The organism is Spongiibacter sp. IMCC21906 (assembly GCF_001010805.1).
Classification (GTDB): domain Bacteria; phylum Pseudomonadota; class Gammaproteobacteria; order Pseudomonadales; family Spongiibacteraceae; genus Spongiibacter.
The window spans coordinates 820050-839907 of the sequence record NZ_CP011477.1; the positions used below are offsets into that span (position 1 = coordinate 820050).

Here is a 19858-nt window from a genome sequence, read left to right on the forward strand (position 1 = left end):
TTAATGGCAAGAGTGGGTTTTGCCTGTTATTGCCAGGTTGGGCAGAGAATTATAAGTGTATTTGAAAAAGTGAGAGTGAGACTTATGAAGTGTATTGCTTTATTGCCGGCCTTCTTAATATGCCTCGTCGGGCTTGCTGGCTGTGCTACGGAAATGAGCGAAAGCCTTTATGTATTTAATTCAGAGCAGTCTAAGCCGGTGGTAACGTCAGCTCAGCACGGCGAAACTCTGGCTCAACGTGTTCCTGCTTCAAGTGAGAGCTTAACGTTCAGCGGGCGTCTAATTGGTCGCCTCGAAAAAAATGGAACAATTTATCCGGGCCCTAGTTTTGCCCGTGGATATCGATCTCAATATGGGTTTAAAACTGAAACCAGTGAGCTGAAGCGTAGAGGCCTTATCGATGTGGCTGTTGAAGTTGATATGCGAGGTGGTGTGCCTGTCTACCGCTTTTTGCTGACACCACAGCGCAGTATTAAGAGTAAGCATGTTGCACATTGGGACCCGATTGCTCGGGTTAGGGTTGAAAATAAGCGTGGTAAAAATAAATCCTTTTCTTTATTAGCCCCCCTGCCTGAAGGGGAGCGTTTGAAGAATGGGCAAATTATTACCCCGTGGGTTTATTGTGGGCGCTGTTTTGTGAATGAGGGTTCATATTCGTTGAAAAACGATGACGAATACTTTCGGCTTTACAATGAGCGGATAGACTGGCTAAAACCGATGCGCAATTATAAGCGCTCTATCAACATCGTTGGTGGATTCTCATTGCTGCCTGAGAATTCCAATATGTTGAAGAGGCAGGGTATCGAGGATTTGTCGGTTGGCGATGATTTGGCTGAATCTGCGCGACAGGCATTTATTCACGACTACGCCGACTACAAGGCACGCGTTGAACAATCAAAGCTAGCTAATCGAGCCTACCAATTTTTTATCGATAATAAGTATGCTCCTCTAACAATGTGGGCGCAGTTTGAAAAAGCGGATTGCCCAAAGTATCTGACGGGGGCCAACATTAATCAAACGCCGGATTACAATCGTAGATATATCCGCCAAAATAAAGAGTTTATTCGCTGTGCCCGCAGCAGTGTAGATAGCTATAATTTTGAAGCTTTTGTTGCAGTTTATCCTGAATTAATTGCGCGTGAAGAAACGCTGTGGGAGAAAACCTATGGCATTGAACGGCAAAAAATCGACAATGCTGAAGGCCAGCTTCAATACGCAAAGAATGTAATTGACGGCGCGTATAACGGCATCGAAAACATTCAACGCTACATCAATGTTAAAGAAGAGCGGTATGCCCGTGAGCGGCGTCAGCGCGAAATAACAATGAATGCATTCAATGAGGTTAGCCAAAAATTTGCAGGAATGATGGCAGAGTCCCGCAATAAGCAGGTGGTCGTGACGGCTGATGGACGAGTTTCCACTGTTGGCAGAGAGCAAGCGCGGGCCGTTGAGCAAGGGCGAATGCAGGCTTACCTCGATGCAAATAAAAAAGAAGAGAAGCCGAGAGATGCTGATGTAAAGTTTAAGTCATCTGAGCTGACAAAGCCCCCAGAGGGTGAGAAAGCTGATAGGGAAAAAAACGCAGTACCATCGGCTGCCCCGTCTGCTCAAAGTCAAAAGGTGAAGCCTGCTGTCGCCCCGGTAGCCAGTGATGGTGACGACACCTTGGCCAATCAGGAGCAGGATCAGCGAATGACAAAGCTCGAAAGCCAGATCGCTAAAAAGAAGGCGCGGGAGCAAGAGTTGCAGCAACAGCTGGAAGAAAGAAAAGAGCGTGAGTTTGAGGTTGCGACAGCAAGGGTAAAAGAGAAGCCTCAGGCTGTGGTGCCGATGTCTGGTGGTATGAATGGCTGCGTAACGTTATTAGCAGTTAAACGCTATCCAGGAAAATCTCCCTTGGGTTCTTGTAGCTACGATCAGCCCGAGCGACTTTCCACAGAATTTCGCTTTCGCAACAACTGCGAGCTTCCCGTTGATATTCATCTTGAGATTGACTACGACGACGGCAGTAGTAAACCAAGTGCTGAATACGGCATTAAAGCAGGTAAAGCCCGCACTACTATTTCCCACTGTGGACTGTCGGATTATTCCTTCACGTATGAAGAAACGGGGGAGTCTGTGAGGCGTCGCAGTCAATGAAAATGAGAAAAGCTAGGTCGTTGTTGTGACGCTAATGTTGACCGATGAGTTCAATCAAAAGCTGGCTGTTGCGACATTCGGTTCAGGTGTTTGCTTTGTCCGTCGCAATATCTCTTGCTGCAGTAGGATGATCATGTTTTGGATATCAATATGATTTGGCCGAAAGAAGTTGATCAAAATGCATTGCCGGAATTGCCACCACTGTCGCTGGCTAACACGGTAGCGGGTTTAGAGTGGGGGCCAAGTTACGCTGAGTTTTACGGTATCGATTTTGCTAAAGACTTTGCGGGTTTGCGTCACTACTTGGGTTATTTTGAGAGTGCGGGGGAGCGTATCGCTGCTCAGGTGTTTGCTTTGCCGGAAGCAAGCCGTACCGCTTATCTCTATCACGGATTTTATGACCACGTAGGTTTATATAACAACGCCATTGCTTATTGCCTGCGTCACGGCTGCTCTGTGGTGGCCTACGATCTGCCTGGACACGGTCTGTCGTCGGGGCCTAGAGCGTCCATCGAGAGTTTCCAAATGTATCTTCAAGTACTGCGAGATGCATTTGTTGCGGTGGCAGCTTTTGGCTTGCCCGAATCGCGGCTAGCCCTTGCTCAAAGTACTGGCTGTGCGATTTTGATGTCGCATCTACTGGATGGTGGTGAGGCCGATTTTGATAAATCGGTATTGATGGCGCCGCTGGTAAGGCCAGTGGATTGGTGGTGGGGGCGTCCAGCCCATGCTGTATTAAAATATTTTATTCCCAGTCTGCCCCGAAAGTTTGCTGATAATTCCGATGATCAGCTTTTTTTAGAATTTTTGCGGGAGAAAGATCCGCTGCAACCACGCACACTGCCGCTAAGTTGGGTGGGTGCGCTGAAGAAATGGCTGCCTTGGTTTTTGGGGCTGCCCGCAAGTGAAAGTCAGATACTGGTGGTGCAGGGGGATGCCGACGACACCGTGGACTGGCGATTTAATTTGCCGGTAATTCGCAAAAAGTTTCCACAATTAAAGGAACATCATCTCTCTGGTGCTCGGCATCATCTGGTAAAAGAAGGTGAGAGCTATCGTCGGCAGCTGTGGCAGGCCTGTGATGATTTTCTATTTTAGTGTTTGTGGGTTTGATGAAAATGAGGGCTTAGCCGTAGCGGCCTAGCCCACAGAAGGAGGGGTGGTATTGGCAACCCATTCCCACCATTGGTGTTCGCCTTCGGGTTTGTCGTTGTCTTGGCAGCGGTGCACATTCCAGGTAACCAGGTACTCGGGGTTATCGATGCTCTCACCATCACTGGTTTTATAATTTCCCGCTGGTGCCTTAAACCAAGGTGCCAGCGAAGACGGAACGGTAAATTCCTCTTTATTGGGCTGGCTCAGGGTAATGCCGTCTTTCGGTGTTACCCGTACGACAACGCCGGACAGCACGCGCTGCTGTAGTGCTTCGCCACCAATGTCAAAGTAGCTCAGTCCGACGAGTGCCGTTTTGTCCAGCAGTGCGGCGAGTTCTGGATCGAGGATATCGCTCATGAATAAACCTTAGAACAGAATCCGACATTTAATGGTGTCGGGAATCTGAGCCAGTTTTTTCAGGGCGATCTCGCTAGAGGCTTGGTCGATATCCATTACCACATAACCCACAGTGTCATTGGTTTGCAGATACTGACCAGAGATATTGATTTGATTCTCTGAAAAGATCTGGTTAATGGCGCTGAGGATGCCGGGAACATTACGGTGTATGTGCAGCACACGATGTTTGCCAGGGTGGGCAGGCAGGGCGACTTCGGGGAAGTTGACCGACGATGTGGTGGTGCCGTTGTCGGAATACTTCACCAGTTTGTCTGCTACTTCCAAGCCGATGTTTTGCTGGGCCTCGGCGGTGGAGCCACCGATATGCGGCGTCAGAAAAACATTGTCGAATTCGCGCAATGGTGAAATGAATTCGTCGTTGTTACTGCGGGGCTCTTCTGGAAATACATCAATGGCGGCGCCAGCCAGTTTATTGTCCCGCAGCGCGTTGGCCAAGGCGTCGATATCTACCACCGTGCCCCGGGCGGCATTGATAAAAATACTGCCGGTTTTCATTTGTGCAAATTCGCTGGCACCAATCATATCTTGGGTAGAGGCCGTTTCTGGCACATGCAAGGTGACGATGTCAGAGGTGGCCAGCAGCTCGCCCATGCTCACTTGTATGGCATTACCCAGTGGCAATTTGTTGACCACGTCGGTAAAGCATACCTCCATACCTAGGCTTTCAGCGATAACCGATAGCTGCATGCCGATAGAGCCGTAACCGACAATACCAAGACGCTTGCCGCGAATCTCATAGGAGCCCACGGCAGTTTTCATCCATTCGCCACGATGGGCGGCGGCGTTTTTCTCGGCAATGCCCCGCAGCAATAGGATGGCTTCGGCAATCACCAGCTCGGCAACTGAGCGGGTGTTGGAGAATGGCGCATTAAACACGGCAACGCCATGTTCGGTGGCGGCCTGTAAATCCACCTGATTGGTGCCGATGCAGAAGCAGCCGACAGCAATCAGCTTTTTGGCTTCGGCAAAGACGTCGTTGGTGAGCTGGGTGCGAGAGCGAATGCCGACAAAATGGGCATCAGCAATCTTTTGCTTTAGCTCTTCGTCGGGCAGGGCTTTCTGATAATAGTCGATATTGGTATAGCCGGCGGCATGCAGGGCGTCGACGGCGGATTGATGCAAACCTTCAAGTAGAAGGAATTTGATTTTCGCCTTGTCGAGGGATGTTTTGGGCATGGGAGTGATCACTCACGCTGAGGTACAGGAAAGCGCGGTATGATATCATAGATCCCTTTCCCAAGTGCTATTCTGTGAGGCTTTACCGCTATGTCGGCCAGTTCTTCTCCTTCCTCTTTGGACCCTATTATTGAAGCGCTTCAGGCGATTGTTGGCAGCGACAAGGTACGCACCGACGAAGAAGTGCTGGGCACTCATGGTCGCGACTGGACCAAAGCCTATCAGCCCGCACCACTGGCGGTGGTTTTTCCCCGTACCCTCGATGAAGTACAGGCCATTGTAAAACTGGCTAACGACAAGGCTTTTGCGGTGGTGCCGTCCGGTGGCCGCACCGGCTTAAGTGGTGGTGCGGTGGCAATGAATGGCGAAGTGGTCGTGTCTTTTGACTACATGAACCGCATCAGCAATTTTGACCCTATTGATCGCACTGTGGTTTGCCAGGCCGGGGTAATTACCGAGCAGCTTCAGGACTTTGCCGACGAAAAAGGTTTGTTTTATCCGGTGGATTTCGCCTCGGCGGGTTCGTCGCAAATTGGTGGCAATATCGCCACCAATGCCGGTGGCATCAAAGTGATTCGCTACGGCATGACCCGTGATTGGGTGGCAGGCTTGAAAGTTGTGACTGGCGCAGGCGAGGTGTTGGATCTGAACCGTGGCCTGTTGAAGAACAACGCGGGCTATGACTTGCGGCAATTGTTTGTGGGCGCCGAGGGCACATTGGGGCTGATTGTAGAGGCCACCATGCAGCTGACCCGGCCGCCAAAAGACCTGACGGCCTTTGTATTAGGTGCCAGTGACTTTGACGGCATTATGAATTTGTTTAATCGCTTTCAGGCGGAGATGGATTTAACCGCCTTTGAGTTTTTCTCTGAGCAAGCCTTGCAAAAAGTGGTGGCCCATTCTGGTTTGGCCAGACCTTTTCCTGATGCCTGCCCGTATTATGCATTGTTGGAATTTGAGCGCCTGACCGACGACACCGAGGCTCAAGCTATGGCCTTGTTTGAAGACTGTGTGGAAGAAGGCTGGGTGCTGGACGGGGTGATGAGTCAGAGTCTGGAGCAGTTGGCCAATCTCTGGCGATTGCGAGAGGATATCTCCGAAACAATCTCTCAATGGACACCCTATAAAAATGACATCTCGACGGTCATCTCTAAAGTACCAGGGTTTTTGACTGCAGTAGAGGAGCTGGTAACCAAGGCGTACCCAAACTTTGAAATCATCTGGTTTGGTCATATTGGCGATGGCAATTTACATTTGAATATCCTTAAGCCCGAAGATATGGATAAAGACGAGTTCTTTGAAAAATGCGGTCGGGTTAGCACTGGGGTGTTTGAAATCGTTCAGCATTACGGCGGGAGCGTGTCTGCCGAACATGGCGTGGGTCTGCTGAAGAAGAACTATCTTGGTTATTCCCGCAGTCCTGAAGAAATTGCGCTGATGAAGCAGGTTAAACAGGTCTTTGACCCCAATGGGGTCATGAACCCCGGCAAAATTTTTGATTAAAGTCAGTCCGTAATTGGGCGATTTGGGAGTGGTAAATGACACGGGTTCAGCGTGGCCAACACATCAGGGAGCTCAAACTGCCCAATATTGATGGGACCTCGTTTAGCATCGAGCAGGTGCAGGGTAAGCGTTACCTGCTGTCGTTCTTTCGCTTTGCCAGTTGCCCGTTCTGCAATCTGCGGGTGCATCAGCTTATTCAGCATTTTCCCAACTTCGGGGAGGAGTTTACCGTGGTGGGGGTTTTTGATGCCTCGTTGGAGGAGCTGCAGCGTAGCAGCGACAAACAGCAATCGCCCTTTCCGATACTGGCCGATGAAGACAATATTTACTATCGGCGCTTTGCTGTTGAACGCTCTTACTTTGGCGTCTTGAAGGGTATGGTGCTGCGCTTTCCCCAGTTGTGTTATTCCATGATTGTTAAAGGCAATGTCCCACTGCGGATTGGTGGCCACGTGGCGACCATGCCGCTCAATATACTGGTCGATGAGCGGGGTGTGATCCAGCATGTGCATTACGGTCGGGATGAGGGTGATCACTTGTCGCTGGAGAGTGTTAAGCGCTTTGCGCTGACCGGCGCGGTGCCAGAGCTCGGATAATTCCGTCTTGCTGGCATGCCCAAACAACGCCTAACATTCGTCGTCAAAGACGCGGCTAAGCGATCCGGGAACCTGTTGCTCGAGCTTAAGTTTAATTGCAGTGTATATATTACATTGGCTGGTTCGCTGGATACCGGCTCGGGGGCCGGTATGACGATGAGGGGCGTCGGAGTGCATTAGTATGCCGAGGCCTTGTCTCAAGTGCTTCGCCATTATGCCAGTAGAAGGCAGGAGTGCTGCTCAGCGTGTTTCGTCATTCCGAACGCGATAGCGAGCCCAGACTTCGGCATAGGCCTTGTTTTGATCACTTCGCCATCCTGGACGCGATAGCGAGCTTGATGGCGCAATACCCGTACAGTTAACGGAACTTCGTCATCCCGGACGCGATAGCGAGCCGGGATCCATGTAACAAGGGCAAGTTTTATCTCGCATTGTAAACCGTGTGGGATCGTGAATAACGCTAATGGGCCAAGTGGCAAATTTGCTGGCTAAGCTGAGTGGTTAAGTGGTTGAGTGGCTAAGTTTGATGCTGAAGGAGCACAGCCAGAGCGGAACGGTCTGGTATGACAAAAACAGTTACTTAATTTTCCGTATGGCCCACTAAGATGAATGGGAGTCAACGTGACCTATAAACATGTATTTTTAAACGGCGGTGACGCTGATTTTCTGCCGGGTAAAGCCGTCTGTGTGGGTCGCAATTATGCGGAACATGCCAAAGAACTTAATAATCCTATTCCAAGTTCACCGATGCTGTTTATCAAGCCCGCTAGTGCTTTTGCCAATATGGCGGAGAATATCGCGATACCCTCTGGGCTGGGGGACTGTCATCACGAACTGGAGGTGGCGCTGCTAATCGGTAAGACCTTGTCTGAGGCGAAACCTGATGAAGTAATGGCTGGGGTGTTGGGCTACGGTTTGGCGCTGGATTTAACCCTGCGGGATTTGCAGTCAGAGTTAAAAAAGAAGGGCCATCCCTGGGAGCGGGCGAAAGCTTTTGATGGGGCCTGTCCGCTATCGCCTTTTGTTTCCGCCACTGCTATTCCCGACTGGTGTCAATTGCAACTTCGGCTGACGCGTAATGGCCAGTTGCAGCAAGAGGGTCAGGCGAAAGATATGATCTTTGGCATTGAAGCATTGCTGAGTAATATCAGTCACAGCTTTACCTTAAACCCCGGTGATATCGTGCTGACGGGAACGCCTGCAGGAGTGGGGCCGTTGCGCTCGGGTGATCAGTTAAAGGCTGAATTGCTGGGGCATATTTGCGTAGAAAGTCGGGTCATCTAGCAACGAGGGGCTGCTTTAATAACGAGGGGCTTTAATGAGATGCCGCCAATGAGACGTCGCCGGGACGTTAAATAAAAACTGCGGCCTCAATAATGATAAACCTGAGGCCGGGTTTTCGATAATTTCCTGTATCAAGGTTTGAGAGTTTTAACGCCATTCGCGGTGCCGAGCAGCAGTACATCGGCGGGGCGCAGGGCAAACAAACCGTTGCATACCACCCCAGTGATATTGTTTATCTGTTCTTCGGTTTTCATGGGGGTGGCAATCATAAAGTCGTATACGTCGAGAATAATATTGCCGTTGTCGGTGGTAACGCCTTCTCGGTAAACCGGGTTGCCGCCCAGTTTGACCAACTCTCGAGCGACATAGCTGCGGGCCATGGGGATGACCTCAACCGGCAAGGGAAAGGCGCCTAACTGATTGACCAATTTGCTTTCGTCTGCAATGCAGATAAATCGCTGACTGGCGGCGGCGACAATTTTTTCTCGGGTTAGCGCTGCGCCACCGCCTTTGATCAACTCCAGTCGTTCATTACTCTCGTCGGCACCGTCGACATAGACGGCAATGCTGCCGGTGCTGTTTAGATCTAGCACTTCAATGCCGTGGCCGCGTAGGCGATTGGCAGAGGCTTCGGAACTGGCAACGGTGCCGCGAATATCCTGTTTATAGTCGGCTAGCAGGTCAATGAAGTGGTTTGCCGTTGAGCCAGTGCCAATGCCGATGATTTCGCCATCTAGAATACTGTTTTTAACTTCTTCAATGGCGGCGGCGGCCACGGCGCGTTTCATCTCGTCCTGATTCATTGCCAAACCTCAATATGTGCGGTGAGTGCTACGGGTGGGTAAGGGGGATGAGTATAAAAGTGCAGGGTGGCAATTGCGAGGGCTCCAGCTGTGATACGAGGGTTTTGTCGCGGGAGTTACGTTGAGCCTAATAAGGGAATGACGGCTGTCATTACTGCGAATTTCCCTCAGAACCGGTAGACTTGCGCTCTTGTATTTTGTTGCAACTGACAACGGAGCGCGATAATCGTTATGCCCCAGAGCTATATCAAAAGAATCCTCGATGCCCGGGTTTATGACGTGGCGATTGAAACCCCCGTTGATGCTGTGCCCTTGTTGTCAAAGCGCCTAAAAAATACGGTGCTCCTTAAGCGTGAAGATTTGCAGCCGGTGTTTTCCTTCAAGCTCCGGGGCGCGTACAACAAAATGATAAAGCTTAGCCAAGAAGAGCTGGATCGTGGTGTGGTCGCTGCGTCGGCGGGCAACCATGCGCAGGGCTTGGCGTTGTCGGCGATGCGTTTGGGAGTTAAGGCTACGATTGTCATGCCTAAAACCACCCCGCAAATCAAAATTAATGCGGTGCGGGCTAGGGGCGGAAAAGTGGTGTTGCATGGCGATACCTATGACGAAGCCTCTGCGTTTGCCAAAAAATTGGTGGAAGAAAAAGGTATGGTCTATGTCCATCCCTACGATGATCCTGATGTCATTGCTGGCCAGGGTACGGTGGGTATGGAAATTCTGCGGCAGGTGACCGGGCCGCTGGATGCGGTGTTTGTGCCGGTTGGCGGCGGCGGTTTGGCTGCGGGGGTGGCAGCGTATATCAAATATGTGCGGCCCGAAGTGAAGGTCATTGCGGTAGAGCCCGAAGATGCGGCTTGCTTAAAGCTGGCGATGGAAAAACAGCGCCGTGCAATATTGCCTGAAGTGGGTATCTTTGCCGACGGCGTCGCGGTAGGACAAATCGGTAAAGAAACCTTCAGGGTGTTACGCAAAACCATCGATGGGGTGATCACGGCGACGACCGATGAGATCTGCGCGGCGATCAAAGATATTTTTGATGACACTCGCTCGATTGCAGAGCCTGCTGGTGCATTGGCATTGGCGGGGTTGAAAAAGTATGTGGAGGAGAATGGCTGCGAAGGTCAAACGCTGTTGGCCATTGATAGTGGCGCCAATACCAATTTTGACCGCCTGCGTTATATCTCTGAACGTACAGAAATTGGTGAGCAACGCGAAGCTATTCTCAGTGTCACGATTCCTGAGAAAGCGGGTAGCTTTAAAAAGTTTTGCTCGGCGCTGGGTAAGCGCAATATTACGGAATTCAATTATCGATTCAGTGACCAACACGATGCGCAAATTTTTGTGGGTGTAGCGGTAGCTGAGGGCGGTGCAGATCGTTTGGAACTGGTTGATAGCCTAGAAAAACAAGGTTATTCCGTGCTGGATATGACTGACAATGAAATGGCCACGCTGCATATTCGGCATATGGTGGGCGGTCATCGGCCTGCGGTGGTGAAAAATGAACTGCTGTATCGCTTCCAGTTTCCCGAGCGTCCAGGTGCGTTGATGAATTTTTTAACCAAGCTGGGCAATCGCTGGAATATTTCCTTATTCCATTATCGCAATCATGGCGCGGCTTATGGTCGGGTGTTAGTTGCCCTTGAGGCCAGTAAGGCCGAGCGTAAAGAGATTGAGCCCTTTCTTGATAAGCTGGCCTACCGCTATAGCGAAGAGAGTGACAACGAAGCCTATAATCTTTTTTTGAGCTAAGCGCTTTGGCGAAACGGATATAATTTAGCGTTTGCAGCGCAGTATCTGTTGGTCGGTGATGATTAAGTCCAGCGGAATATCCCAGCTATCGGTGGGTACGGCTCCAGTCTCTTGCAGACTGTGGGCCAGGCCGATTAATAGTGGCCTGGCTTGATTGCGTAGATGTGTTTGCAGCGTCCTGTCATAAAACCCGCCGCCCATTCCTAGACGCCGACCACTGCGGTCAAAGGCCACCAATGGCAAAAAAATAATATCCAAATCGCTGATATTTTGTGGGCCTCGCCGATGGCTAGGTTCGCCAATGCCAAAGTGATTACTGCGTAAGAACTGGCCGGGATAATAGCGATAAAACTGCATCTTTCCTGTGGCTTTTATCACCGGCAGATAGCTAGATTTATTCTTGAGCTTGGCGTGGCGAAACAATTCAGACAGGGAAATTTCACCATCGTTGGCAATATACCCCGCTATACGCTTGGCGCGTCGATATTCCGGTAAGCGTCGCAGTTGCTGCAACAGCTTTTGGCTGGCCTGTTGTTGCTGTTGGGGCGAAAGACGTCGCCGTAATTGGCGTTTGTCTTGTCGTAATTGGCGTTTGGCGTCGCTGCTCATAGTCGCCAGTATAGTCGCAGTGCCATATAGTGACAGTGTCAAAAATGGGAAAATAAGCGGGAAGGTAGAAAGGCCCCGAGATACCGCCGGCCGCGTGGCCCTTGAACCCAGCGGTTCAAGGTGGATCGTTCCGCGCCATCTTTAGGCTTTCCGACTTGCGGACATGCACACGGATGACGGCTAGAACTCTCCGGGTATAAAAGCATCGGCTCAGGGGTCTGACGGCCTAGCAAATATCCCAGGGTTGACCAGATTATACCGATTAGATCCGCTCCCTCATAGGGTTGTGCGGTCAGATATAAACGAAGAGTGGATCCGAGCCTAGCTTATTTCCAGCTGTCGGCAATGCTGCAGGGTTTCTTCAATTCGCTCAGAAATGCGCTCTACTGTGGCCGCTTCATTTTTGTTGGGCGCGCCTTCTGCCTTGACGGTCAGCAGCTCGTAGCTAATATTGAGCGCCGCCATTACGGCAATGCGCTCTAAGCCAATCACTTTGCCCGAGGTGCGGATATGGCGCATTTGCTGATCTAAATGCTGGGCAGCTCGCATTAAGGGGGCTTGCTCATCTGTTGGGCAGGCGACTTGATATTCTTTGTCGAGAATTTTTACGACGACGGTATTTTGATTCACGCTTCTTTCTCCAGAGCACGCAGCCGTTGGATCATGGATTCAACCTTGGCCCGAGCGGTATCGGTTTTTTCAATGAGCTGTTCCCGCTCTATCTTCCAGTTTTGTTTTTCGGTTTTGAAGCTGCGGTTTTCTTTGTCCAGTTGCTCGCACAGCTGAATCAGCTCTTCTATTTTTCGTTCTAGCAGCTGTAATTGACGGTCGTCCATCTTCTGGCGATTTCCTGTGGGGCATGAGTACTTGGCAATAGTAGATTGGCCGCTGTGATGGGGTCAATGCCATCGATGCTGGCTTGAGGTTAAGCTGCTTGCAGGCGTCAAGTCTACTAGAACAGATGAATATGCATTTGGGCGCTTCTGTTTCGAGGGTTTCTAGACCATAAACCCCGGAAATAATTCGATTTTCATCGTCTACAAGGCTACCATTTTGCGCTTTGCAACGCGTGAGATCTTTTATGTCCCCTGATCACGATGAATTGGCAGACTTGTTTTTGGCGCTGGGTGCCCTGCATCCCCCGGCCGAGTTAGACGGTTATGCGGCTGGTTTTCTTTCTGCTGGTGGCCGTTTGGAAAAAGACGCTTGGCTCAAACACTGCGGTGAATTACTGGATTGTGATATCCCTAACCCGGACGATGCGGTGCAGTTATTTAAGGTGTATCAAGCTGCGCTTGAGTCAATGACCGCAGGAGATATTGCCTTGGACTTGCTATTGCCTGGCGATGATTTTGGTTTAGACCAGCGTATCGCCAGCCTGGGACAATGGTGCCAAGGTTTTTTGACTGGCTTTGCTATGGCGGGTAAAACCGGTGCGCTGGCAGTGGGTGAGATTTCTGAGGATCTTTCTGAGGCCTTAAGTGATCTTGCGGCCATTGCGCAGATTTCCCCGGATGAATCGGGGGATGAAGACGGCGAACAAGATTTTTTCTCGGTATGTGAATATGTGCGAGTGGCCGCGATGAGCGTGTTTTTGGAGTGCAATCAAAAGTCTCGCCAAACGGCGGTTGAGCCACCGCGGCTGCACTGAAACTACCCGCTCCGGCTATGCTAAGCTGGCTTATCCGCAGTCAATAGAGATGCTTATGAAGATTAGTGCTCAGGAATTCACCCGTCGTCGCAAAACCCTGATGGCGTTAATGGAACCCGGCAGTATTGCGATTGTGCCCTCTGCCAAAATGGTGGTGCGCAGCCGGGATTCGGAGTTTTCCTTTCGCCAAGATAGCGACTTTTATTATCTTACCGGTTTTGATGAGCCCGAAGCGGTGCTGGTGTTAATGCCCGGTCGGGAAGTGGGTGAAGTCGTGATGTTCTGTCAGGACCGGGACCCGGCCATGGAACAATGGACGGGTTACCGGGCTGGCCCCGATGGGGTGTGTAAAAATTTTGGCGCGGATGACGCTTTCCCAATTGGTGATATCGACGAGATTTTGCCGGGGCTGATCGAAGGCCGTCAGCGGGTGTACTACGCCATGGGCAAGCATGCTGAATTTGATCAGCAAGTAATGCACTGGGTCAACCTGATTCGCTCCAAGGTCCGCAGCGGTGCGATTCCTCCCGGTGAATTTCTGGACCTGGATCACTATCTACACGATATGCGGCTGTTTAAAAGCGCCGCAGAGCTGAAAATTATGCGGCGGGCGGGGGAGATTTCTGCCGCGGCCCATTGCCGGGCCATGCGCTTTTGCCGTCCTGGCGTGTATGAATATCAACTGGAAGCCGAAATTCTCCACGAATTTGCGATGGCGGGAGCACGCTCGCCGGCCTACAGCAGCATTGTGGGGGCCGGTAAAAATGGCTGTATTCTTCACTACATTGATAATCGTGATCAGATAAAAGATGGCGATTTGGTGTTGATTGATGCGGGCTGTGAGTTGGGACTTTACGCCGCCGATATTACCCGCACCTTTCCTGCCAATGGTCGTTTCTCGCCCGAGCAAAGGGCTATTTACAATATCGTTTTAAATGCTCAAAAAGCAGCGATTGCCGTTACGAAGCCAGGTAATCATTGGAATCAGCCCCATGACGCCACCGTGCAAGTGATTACCGAAGGCTTGGTCGAGCTGGGGATTTTAAATGGTGATGTCGACGAGTTAATTGCTCAAGAAGCGTATAAGCCCTTTTATATGCACCGCGCTGGCCACTGGCTGGGCATGGATGTGCATGATGTGGGCGACTATAAAGTGGGCGGCGAGTGGCGAGTGTTAGAAGAAGGCATGGTGACCACTGTGGAGCCGGGTATTTATATCAGTCACGACGATGACCGGGTTGACGCCAAATGGCGGGGCATTGGCATTCGTATTGAAGACGATGTGGCGGTAACGAAAACGGGCTGCGATGTACTGACCGATGACGTTCCCAAAGAAATTGCGGATATCGAAGCCTTAATGGCGGAGGCCGCTGTTGCCTAAGCACGATTATGATGTGGTGATTGCCGGTGGCGGTATGGTGGGGGCCAGCTTGGCGCTTTGCCTGTCGCGTTATAGCCAAGGCAAGCTGCGAGTGCTGGTGGTGGAGCAGTTTGCTCTGCAGCCCCATGAGGGTGAAGGCTTGCCATCTTATCATCCCAGTTTTGATGCTCGCAGCACCGCGCTGTCGTATGGTAGTCAGCGTATTTTTGACGAGCTGGGTGTTTGGTCGAGTTTGGCAGAACACGCCTGCCCCATTGAGCAAGTGCATGTGTCTGATCGCGGTCATTTTGGCAGCGTGTCTATTACCGCTGCGGAGCAGGGTTGGCCGCAATTGGGTAGCGTGATTGAAAATCCCTGGTTGGGTAATGTCTTATTGGCAGCGTTGGCCCGAGCCGCCGGGGTGTCCTTTTGCAGTCCGGCAAGCTTGACCGAGGTGATATTTAAAGACGACAGCGCCGAGCTTGGCTTGACGCGTGACGGCGTGACGGAATCACTCACCACCGCTTTGCTGGTTATTGCCGATGGTGCTGAATCGGGGCTTCGTCAGCGTTTGGGGATCGATGCCGAGGTCAGTGATTATCAGCAGCGGGCTTTTATCGCCAATATCGCGACCCAGAAACATCACGCGGGCTGCGCTTATGAGCGTTTTACCGAATATGGTGCCTTAGCTATGTTGCCGCTAACGGCGGACGAAAACGGTCGCTCTCGCTCTGCGCTGGTGTGGACCTTTGCTGACGATGTGGCCGATGATGTTGCCGCGCTTTCTGATGTGGCTTTTTTGCAGCGTTTGCAAACCGACTTTGGGTTTCGCTTGGGGCGGTTGTTGGCGGTGGGTCAGCGGGTATCGTTTCCTTTGCGCTTGAGCTGCGCGACGGAACAGCTTCGCCGCAATGTTGTGGTAATGGGCAATGCGGCGCATTCTTTACACCCGGTGGCGGGGCAGGGCTTTAACTTAGCGCTGCGAGATGCCGCAAGCTTAAGCGAGTTGCTGGCGGGGGCGCTAAAATCTGGAGAACCGTTGGGCAGCTTGCATGTGTTGCAACGTTATCTGCAAACCCAGTCTCGTGACCAATGGCTGACCACAAGGTTTTCGGATCGCTTAACCTCCGTGTTTGGCAATCGTAAACCCATGCTGAGCTTGGCCCGAAATATGGGGTTGAGTGCCTTGGATATTTTGACTCCGGCTAAAGCGCAATTTGTTGCCCAGACCGCTGGTATGGCATCGGGCCAAAGGGGCTGAGGGCATGGTTTTGGACAATTCTTCTGCAAACACATCTTCTGCGAACACTGCCCCTCAGCAATTTGATTTGCTGATCGTTGGTGGGGGCTTGGCCGGTGCGGCATTGGCGCTGGCTATGTCATTGAACTCAACATCGACACCGTTACGGATTGCCTTGATAGAAGGTGGGCCCCTGCAGACGTGGCCTGAGCTTGAGGAGTCGGTTTGCGACTACGATGCCCGAGTCAGTGCGTTAACGGATGCCAGTCGACAGCTGTTGGATGAGATTGGGGTTTGGCCCTTGGTGGCAGCACAGCGGGTTTGTGGTTACCGGGACATGGATGTCTGGGATGCCGAAGGTACGGGCCATATCCACTTTTCGGCTGAAGAAGTTCAGCGGCCGGCATTGGGCCATATTGTTGAAAACCGTTTGGTGTTGGCGGCAATGCATCAGTGTTTGCAAGGCTGCGGTGTTAGCTTGATGTTTGGCTGCAAGGTGGCATCTTTTCAGCGTAGTCATGATGGTCCCCGTTTAAGTCTTGCTGATGGCCGTGTGTTAACCGCGCCATTAGTCGCAGCTGCGGACGGTGCCCGTTCCAAAATTCGTGAGTGGGCAGGCTTTGATACCCGGGAGTGGGACTATCACCACCATGCGATAGCGTGCACGGTAGAGACGAGCTTGCCTCATCAGGCCACGGCCTGGCAGCGTTTTTTGCCAGAGGGGCCCTTGGCCTTTTTGCCGTTGGCAGATGCAAACGCTGAGCAGCGGTATTGCTCGATTGTTTGGTCGGCCAAGCCTGAGCTGAATCAGCAGCTTATGGCAATGAATGATCAGGATTTTTGCCATGCGTTGGGGCGGGCTTTTGAGCATCGCTTAGGGGATGTTATGGCCTGCGGTAAGCGCGTTAGTTTTCCGTTGCGTCAGCGTCATGCGCCAGAGTACGTGCAGGATGGGGTAGTGTTGTTGGGTGATGCGGCTCATAGTATTCATCCATTGGCGGGGCAGGGTATTAATCTCGGTTTTGCCGATGTGAAGGTCTTGGCTGAGGAGTTAAAACGAGGCCAGGCCCGCCAGCTAACATTAAGCGATGCATCGGTTTTGGGGCGTTATCAGCGTCGTCGCAAAGGTGATAACTTGGCGATGATGGCGGCGATGGAAGGCTTTCAGCACTTGTTTGAAAGCAATGCAATGCCGCTGCGACTGCTTCGCAACGTGGGCATGAGTTGGCTCAATGGCCGACAGCCAATCAAACGTGAACTGATTGCAAGGGCAATGGGTTTGTCATAGCCGTGTTGGCTTACGCCTCCGGCATTCGTCGTTTTTATTGTACTTTCCATGATGCCTCGCCAGTGATGGCGGTGCTTATTTCGAAGGGATCATTGTGATATTTAATGATAATAATTATCATCCGTCGCCTTGTAGCGGTCTTGTGACAAATAAGGGGCAGAGATGATGTTAAGGCTTAGAAATTTTTTGATGACAGCGTCAGTCTTGATGCTGACGTTGGGTGTGACTGCCTGCGGTGATAAAAACGAGCTTGCCGGTGAGAGTGCGGGTCCTGAGCTGGTGGTCTATAGCTCCCGGATTGAGCAGCTGATTAAACCTATTTTTGATGATTTTACCGCCAGTACCGGAATACGTGTGCGTTATGTAACTGACTCCGCGGGGCCGTTGCTGGCGCGGTTAAAAGCCGAAGGGAGTAATTCCCCGGCTGATGTACTGCTGACAGTAGATGCGGGCAATTTATGGCAGGCGGCGGAGATGGGTATTTTGCAGCCTACAGAATCTGAGGTGCTGGAGAAGTATATTCCTTCAGCATTGCGTGATGCTCAAAACCGCTGGTTTGGCTTTTCAATCCGCGCCCGCACCATTGTGTATTCTACGGATCGTGTTGATCCTGCTGAGCTGTCCACCTATGCCGATTTGGCCCAGCCCAAATGGTCGGCGCGTTTGTGTTTGCGCACGTCTAAAAAGGTGTACAACCAGTCGCTGGTTGCCACCATGATGGTGGCCCGCGGTCCAGAGGCAACCGAGGAGGTAGTTAAGGGCTGGGTCAATAATTTATCTGTTGCTCCCTTTTCCAGTGATAACAAAGTGATTGAAGCGATTGCCGCAGGGCAGTGCGATGTCGGTTTGGTAAACACCTATTACCTGGCACGTATGCTGGAAGATGACCCCGAGTTGGCGGTGGGGCTTTTTTGGGCCAACCAGCAGGGCGATGGTGCCGATGGCCGGGGTGTTCATGTGAATATTTCTGGTGCAGGCATTACCAAGGCGAGCAAACATAAAGCTGAAGCAAAACAGCTCTTGGAGTGGTTGTCTGGCCCCGAGGCCCAGTTTGATTTTGCCAGTCTGAATAAAGAATACCCGGTGAATAATCTCGCTAAACCCTCGGAGCTGATTCAGGCATGGGGTGAGTTTAGAGGCGATGACATTCCTATTAGTGAAGCGGGACGCTTGCAGGGTGATGCTATTCGACTAATGGATAGGGCGGGCTATCGCTAGTGAGCCGCTCTGCTGTCAACGCCACTTATCGGCCCGGCTTACCGCTGGGCCGATTGCTATTGCGAGTGACAGGTGTGCTGGCGGTATTGGCGGTGTTGGCGCCGGTGTTGATCGTCGTTTTTAGTTGGTCGAACTCCGAAACCGAAATTTGGCAGCATCTTATTGCCACCCAGTTGGGTTCGCTATTGGCCAATACCCTGACGCTATTAGTGGGGGTGGGGGTATTGGTGACGGTGTTGGGGGTCAGCTTAGCCTGGTTTGTGGTCATGTTCGATTTCCCCGGGCGGGGGGCTTTTGAATGGCTGCTAATGCTGCCAATGGCCGTGCCGGCGTATGTGATGGCATTTGTCATGCTGGGGGTTTTTGATTTTGGCGGGCCGTTGCAGTCTAGCCTGCGGGAGATGCTGGGGCCAGAGTGGGGGCGTTTTGATGTGCGCAGTGACTTCACGGTTATTCTGGTGTTTGCACTGGTGCTTTATCCCTATGTGTACATGCTGGCGCGTAGTGCGTTTTTATCCCAGAGCAGTGACACCATCGAGGCGGCCAGGGCGTTGGGTTGTTCGGCTTGGCAGTCGTTTTATCGAGTGGCTTTGCCGATGGCGCGCCCCGCGATTATCGCCGGTGTGAGTTTGGCGTTAATGGAGACTTTGGCCGATTTTGGCACGGTATCGGTGTTTAATTACGATACGTTTACGACGGCGATTTATAAGTCGTGGTTTGGTTTTTTTAATCTGCAAGCGGCGGCGCAGCTGGCATCGATACTGCTATTTTTTGTGGCACTGACCTTGTATGCCGAACGTCGCTCCAGAGGTCAGCGGCGTTTTACCCAAAGTGGGCGTTTACAGCATCGTCATCGTATCTGCCTTACCGCTTCCCGAGGCTGGTTGTTATCGGCTTACTGTGTATTGGTGTTGTCTGCGGCATTTGCGCTGCCGTTGCTGCAGCTGATTATGTGGGCATGGCAGCGTGGTGTTGAGCAATTAGATAGCCGGTTTTTTGATCTTATTCAACACTCGCTGGTGTTGGCGGTTATTGCGGCTTTGATTACGGTGGTGTTGGCGGTGGTGTTGGCGTTTAACCGGCGTTTATCGAAAGGCAGCCAATTTTTTGCTGCGGCCCAGCTTGGTTATGCGCTGCCGGGGTCGGTGTTGGCGGTGGGGATCATGCTGTCATTTACGTTTATCGATAATCGCCTGCTTATCCCTCTTCAAAGTTGGCTGGGTATGGACGCCAAGCCGGTGCTGCTGGGCGGCATTCTTAGCTTGTTGGCGGCGTACTGGATTCGGTTTTTGGCGGTGGCGAGCGGTCCGGTGGAGTCCAGCCTGGAACGGATTAAACCCAGCTTGCCAGAAGCGGCCCAAACGTTGGGGGCACGATCAAGACAGTTGTTGACTCGGATCTATTTACCGATGCTACGGCCTGGCTTATTAACCGCGCTGGTGTTGGTGTTTGTCGATGTGATGAAAGAAATGCCAGCAACTTTGTTACTGCGCCCCTATGGCTGGGATACCCTGGCGGTGCGGATTTTTGAACTGACTTCAGAGGGGCAGTGGCAGCTTGCGGCGTTGCCCGCGCTAAGCTTGATTGCGGTGGGCTTGGCACCGGTAGTGATTAGTATTCGGCGCAGTCGTTAATCCCGGCGAAGCGGTTTGTACAGAAGAAATGCCTAG

At 51.7% G+C, this 19858-nt stretch carries 18 protein-coding genes and 1 other RNA gene; 12 read left to right on the plus strand and 7 right to left on the minus strand.

The window, feature by feature from the left end; translation table 11 throughout:
- The first annotated feature begins 84 nt into the window (after positions 1-84).
- Together IMCC21906_RS03770 and IMCC21906_RS03775 are read left to right on the plus strand one after the other, a co-directional pair.
- Positions 85-2139, plus strand: a complete 2055-nt coding sequence (locus IMCC21906_RS03770; protein WP_156165979.1) for a hypothetical protein — start codon at positions 85-87, stop codon at positions 2137-2139.
- 150 nt (positions 2140-2289) lie between these two features.
- Positions 2290-3237 carry an alpha/beta hydrolase gene (locus IMCC21906_RS03775; RefSeq protein ID WP_047011062.1) on the plus strand — a complete coding sequence of 316 codons (948 nt, stop codon included), beginning with the start codon at positions 2290-2292 and terminating at the stop codon, positions 3235-3237.
- 42 nt (positions 3238-3279) lie between these two features.
- On the opposite strand, the gene IMCC21906_RS03780 is transcribed toward IMCC21906_RS03775, so the two are convergent.
- Together IMCC21906_RS03780 and serA are read right to left on the minus strand one after the other, a co-directional pair.
- Positions 3280-3651 (minus strand): hypothetical protein, encoded by a 372-nt coding sequence (locus IMCC21906_RS03780; RefSeq protein ID WP_047011063.1) that lies wholly within the window; start codon positions 3649-3651, stop codon positions 3280-3282.
- A 9-nt stretch (positions 3652-3660) separates the two neighbouring features.
- Positions 3661-4887 (minus strand): phosphoglycerate dehydrogenase, encoded by a 1227-nt coding sequence (serA, locus tag IMCC21906_RS03785; RefSeq protein WP_047011064.1) that lies wholly within the window; start codon positions 4885-4887, stop codon positions 3661-3663.
- A 90-nt stretch (positions 4888-4977) separates the two neighbouring features.
- Between serA and IMCC21906_RS03790 the strand changes: the two genes are divergently transcribed.
- From IMCC21906_RS03790 to IMCC21906_RS03800, 3 genes are all read left to right on the plus strand, one after another.
- Entirely contained in the window at positions 4978-6390 is a 1413-nt protein-coding gene (locus IMCC21906_RS03790) for an FAD-binding oxidoreductase (protein WP_047011065.1), read from the plus strand.
- Positions 6391-6425: 35 nt separating this feature from the next.
- Positions 6426-6986 carry a peroxiredoxin gene (locus tag IMCC21906_RS03795; protein ID WP_047011066.1) on the plus strand — a complete coding sequence of 187 codons (561 nt, stop codon included), beginning with the start codon at positions 6426-6428 and terminating at the stop codon, positions 6984-6986.
- Positions 6987-7607: 621 nt separating this feature from the next.
- Positions 7608-8270, plus strand: a complete 663-nt coding sequence (locus tag IMCC21906_RS03800; protein ID WP_052763351.1) for a fumarylacetoacetate hydrolase family protein — start codon at positions 7608-7610, stop codon at positions 8268-8270.
- A gap of 131 nt (positions 8271-8401) precedes the next feature.
- Here IMCC21906_RS03800 and rpiA read toward each other — a convergent pair whose 3' ends face one another.
- Positions 8402-9073: a ribose-5-phosphate isomerase RpiA gene (rpiA, locus tag IMCC21906_RS03805; RefSeq protein ID WP_047011068.1), complete on the minus strand. Its 672-nt coding sequence runs from the start codon at positions 9071-9073 to the stop codon at positions 8402-8404.
- Positions 9074-9304: 231 nt separating this feature from the next.
- On the opposite strand from rpiA, the gene ilvA reads away from it, so the two are divergent.
- The gene (gene ilvA, locus IMCC21906_RS03810; protein ID WP_047011069.1) at positions 9305-10822 is read left to right on the plus strand and encodes a threonine ammonia-lyase, biosynthetic; all 1518 of its coding nucleotides are present in this window, start codon (positions 9305-9307) and stop codon (positions 10820-10822) included.
- Positions 10823-10846: 24 nt separating this feature from the next.
- Here the strand turns inward: ilvA and IMCC21906_RS03815 are convergent, their stop codons facing one another.
- The 4 genes from IMCC21906_RS03815 to IMCC21906_RS03825 all read right to left on the minus strand — a co-directional run bounded on the left by IMCC21906_RS03815 (position 10847) and on the right by IMCC21906_RS03825 (position 12267).
- Positions 10847-11431, minus strand: a complete 585-nt coding sequence (locus IMCC21906_RS03815; RefSeq protein ID WP_047011070.1) for a 5-formyltetrahydrofolate cyclo-ligase — start codon at positions 11429-11431, stop codon at positions 10847-10849.
- A 68-nt stretch (positions 11432-11499) separates the two neighbouring features.
- Positions 11500-11679: non-coding RNA, 6S RNA (ssrS, locus tag IMCC21906_RS16590), on the minus strand.
- Between the two features lie 73 nt (positions 11680-11752).
- Entirely contained in the window at positions 11753-12061 is a 309-nt protein-coding gene (locus IMCC21906_RS03820; RefSeq protein WP_047011071.1) for a cell division protein ZapA, read from the minus strand.
- A complete protein-coding gene (locus IMCC21906_RS03825) occupies positions 12058-12267 on the minus strand; it encodes a TIGR02449 family protein (RefSeq protein ID WP_047011072.1) in 210 nt (69 codons plus the stop codon). Before IMCC21906_RS03825 ends, IMCC21906_RS03820 begins: the two co-directional genes overlap by 4 nt.
- A gap of 245 nt (positions 12268-12512) precedes the next feature.
- Between IMCC21906_RS03825 and IMCC21906_RS03830 the strand changes: the two genes are divergently transcribed.
- The 6 genes from IMCC21906_RS03830 (at position 12513) to IMCC21906_RS03855 (ending at position 19822) form a co-directional block, all read left to right on the plus strand.
- The gene (locus tag IMCC21906_RS03830; protein ID WP_047011073.1) at positions 12513-13082 is read left to right on the plus strand and encodes a UPF0149 family protein; all 570 of its coding nucleotides are present in this window, start codon (positions 12513-12515) and stop codon (positions 13080-13082) included.
- A gap of 55 nt (positions 13083-13137) precedes the next feature.
- Positions 13138-14463, plus strand: a complete 1326-nt coding sequence (gene pepP, locus IMCC21906_RS03835) for a Xaa-Pro aminopeptidase (protein WP_047011074.1) — start codon at positions 13138-13140, stop codon at positions 14461-14463.
- Positions 14456-15703: a 2-octaprenyl-6-methoxyphenyl hydroxylase gene (gene ubiH, locus IMCC21906_RS03840; protein WP_052763352.1), complete on the plus strand. Its 1248-nt coding sequence runs from the start codon at positions 14456-14458 to the stop codon at positions 15701-15703. The genes pepP and ubiH overlap by 8 nt, the downstream gene beginning before the upstream one ends.
- Positions 15704-15707: 4 nt before the next feature.
- Positions 15708-16970 (plus strand): FAD-dependent monooxygenase, encoded by a 1263-nt coding sequence (locus IMCC21906_RS03845; protein WP_047011075.1) that lies wholly within the window; start codon positions 15708-15710, stop codon positions 16968-16970.
- Between the two features lie 189 nt (positions 16971-17159).
- Positions 17160-18188, plus strand: coding sequence for an extracellular solute-binding protein (locus IMCC21906_RS03850; protein ID WP_197085946.1), 1029 nt, complete (start codon positions 17160-17162; stop codon positions 18186-18188).
- A complete protein-coding gene (locus tag IMCC21906_RS03855; protein ID WP_197085947.1) occupies positions 18188-19822 on the plus strand; it encodes an iron ABC transporter permease in 1635 nt (544 codons plus the stop codon). Before IMCC21906_RS03850 ends, IMCC21906_RS03855 begins: the two co-directional genes overlap by 1 nt.
- The last annotated feature ends 36 nt before the right edge of the window (positions 19823-19858 follow it).